General features: G+C 63.5%; 2 protein-coding genes. Both read left to right on the forward strand.

Annotation, left to right across the window (positions count from 1 at the left end):
* Positions 1-373, forward strand: a 373-nt coding sequence (locus MB824_RS08425) for an ATP-binding cassette domain-containing protein (protein WP_238748015.1), incomplete at its 5' end; no start/stop codon positions are given.
* 387 nt (positions 374-760) lie between these two features.
* A complete protein-coding gene (locus MB824_RS08430; protein WP_238748017.1) occupies positions 761-2,491 on the forward strand; it encodes an ABC transporter ATP-binding protein in 1,731 nt (576 codons plus the stop codon).
* Positions 2,492-2,762: the final 271 nt, after the last annotated feature.

Consider the following 2,762-nt stretch of genomic DNA (forward strand, 5'->3'; position numbering starts at 1 on the left):
TGGCTACCAAACTGCCGTCGGCGAACGCGGCGCCACCCTCTCCGGCGGTGAACGCCAGCGCATCACCATCGCCCGCGCCATCCTGCAAAACCGCCCGGTGCTGATTCTCGACGAAGCCACCGCCTTTGCCGATGCCGAAAACGAAGCGCTGCTGATGCGCGCGCTGGCGGCGTTGATGCAGGACAAAACCGTGCTGATGATTGCCCACCGCCTCGCCACCATCCGCCACGCCGCGCAGATTCTCGTCTTCGACCACGGCCGCCTCGTCGAACAAGGCGACCACGCGGCACTCATCGCACAAAACGGCCGCTACGCCAAACTGTGGCAGGCAGGCGAAGCCGCACAGCACTGGCGCATCGGCGGCGCGGAATAATAGGCAGCCTGAAAGGCGGTTTGGGTTTTCAGGCTGCCTTTCAGACGGCCTTGAAGGCAGCCTGAAAGCCTGCTGCGGCGTTATTCTCGCATCGGCGGAAGTCTTGCTTGCGATACGGCTGCGGTGGAAAAAACCAACATTGCCGCCGCCGAGAAAAGATTCCCGCCTGCGCGGGAATGACGGAATAAGAAAGCGGTAAAGCGGCTTGGTATTGGAACGGCAAAACTGTCTTTCAGGCTGCCTTGGATGCCGTCTGAAAAACAGCCCGTAGATACCATCTCCCCCATCAGACCGCAGGTCGGGCATTTATGCCCGACCTGCGCCGGCAAAATTCAAAAACGTCCGGCATAAATGCCCGACCTACGACCCACCGCAAAGGAGTCCCCCATGAACCCCATCCACATCTACCGCACCATCCTGCACGCCGCCGGTGAACAAGCGCCCGTCCTCAAGCGCTGCCTGCGCGACAGCGTCATCGCCGCCAGCCTGCAGGGCGCGAGTTTCGCCCTGCTTGTTCCCATCTGCCTGGCGCTGGGCGCGGGCGACAAGCGCGCTGCCGTCCTCTGGCTGCTCGCCTTGACCGCGCTGCTCGTCCTTTCCAGCATCTTGCGCTGGCGTTCGCAGGATTACGATTACCACGGCAACTGCGCCCGCGCCGGCGATACCATGCGCCGCCACCTTGGCGAACACCTGCGCCGCATCCCCCTGCAAACCCTCTACCGCCAGCGCAGCGGCGAGCTGAACGCGCTGCTCGCCGGTACCATCGACGAAACCTACAACCACACCCTCATCGTCAGCAACATGCTGATTGCCGCCATCTTCACCCCGCTTGCCACCGCGCTGCTGACCATGCTGTGGGACTGGCGCCTCGGCCTCATCCTGCTCATCAGCTTCCCGCTCATCGTCCCCATCCAGCACTGGACGCAGCCGCTGATGGCGCGCGCCAAAGCGCGGCTCGCCCGCGCCAATGCCACCCTGAACGCCGAACTGCTCGAATACAGCCAGGGCTTGCCCGTCTTAAAAGCGGCGAACAGCGCCGGCAGCCGCCTGCCGCGCCTGCAACAAGCCATCGGCGCGGTCGAAACCATCCAGCGCGACGCGCTGCTTGCCGAAACCCTGCCCAACGCCCTGCTCGGTTCCGCCGTCGAACTGCTGATGCTGCTGATTCTGCTGGCGGGCATGGTGTGGATAACCGGCGGCAGCCTCGACGTTTGGCTGCTCGCCGCGCTGATGGTCGCCTGCATCCGCTTCGCCGAGCCGCTCGGACAAATCCTCTCGATGAGCGGCATCTACAGCATGGTGCAGCAGGGCTACGCGCGCTTGCAGGAACTACTCGCCGTTGCCCCGCTGGAGCGTGTTGGCGAAGCGGCAGCGCCCACGCGGCACGACATCACCTTTGAAAACGTCCACTACCACTACGATGCCAACCCCGAGCCCGTGCTGCGCGGCGTCAATCTGCACATCCCGGAACGCGCGCTGACCGCATTGGTCGGCCACAGCGGCTGCGGCAAAACCACCCTCATCCGCCTCATCATGCGCTACGCCGACCCGCAGCAGGGGCGTGTCCTCATCGGTGGCAGCGACATCCGCGCCCTGACGCAGCAAGACCTCATGCGGCAAATCTCGGTCGTCTTCCAGGACGTTTACCTCTTTGACGACACCATCGGCAACAACATCCGCCTCGGCAAAGCCGACGCCACAGACGCAGAAATCGAAGCCGCCGCCCGCGCCGCGCGCTGCCACGACTTCATCATGGCAATGCCGGATGGCTACCAAACCCGCGTCGGCGACATCGGCGGCAAACTCTCCGGCGGCGAAAAACAGCGCATCAGCATCGCCCGCGCCCTGCTGAAAAACGCGCCCATCATCATCTTGGACGAACCGACCGCCGCACTCGATACCGAAAGCGAAGTGGCGGTGCAGCAGGCCATTGATGCGCTGGTCAAAGACAAAACCGTCATCGTCATCACCCACCGCCTAAGCACCATCAGCGGCGCGCAACAAATCGTCGTCGTCGCTGACGGACAAATCGCCGCAAGCGGCACGCATCAAGAACTGCTCGCCCAAGACGGCGTGTATCGACGACTGTGGCAGGCGGGGGGATGGGGGCAGGATTGATGCGGGCAGCCGACAGGCGGCAGGCCGTCTGAAAACACAGTTTGCAAGCAGCCGCCCCTACCGCCACTACGACATCCGGAAGCCGGCCGCCGCCATCCTCTACCGCATCGCCCAAGCGGCAAAGGCCGTCTGAAAAGCGCCGGCGGGCTTTCAGGCTGCCTGCGTCCCGTTCATTTCCGCCCATACTTCTTGCAAAATCGCTCCCAAGCCTTTTCCAAACCCTTTATTGTGCCGGCAAAAATTAAAATCGGCGGCAGCGTCCCGCCATTGC

The sequence above is a fragment of the Kingella pumchi genome, assembly GCF_022288825.1.
Lineage (GTDB): Bacteria > Pseudomonadota > Gammaproteobacteria > Burkholderiales > Neisseriaceae > Kingella_D > Kingella_D pumchi.

Coding starts and splice junctions, on each gene's coding strand:
- MB824_RS08430 (WP_238748017.1), top strand. CDS start 761: ATGAACCCCATCCACATCTACCGCACCATCCTGCACGCCGCCGGTGAA.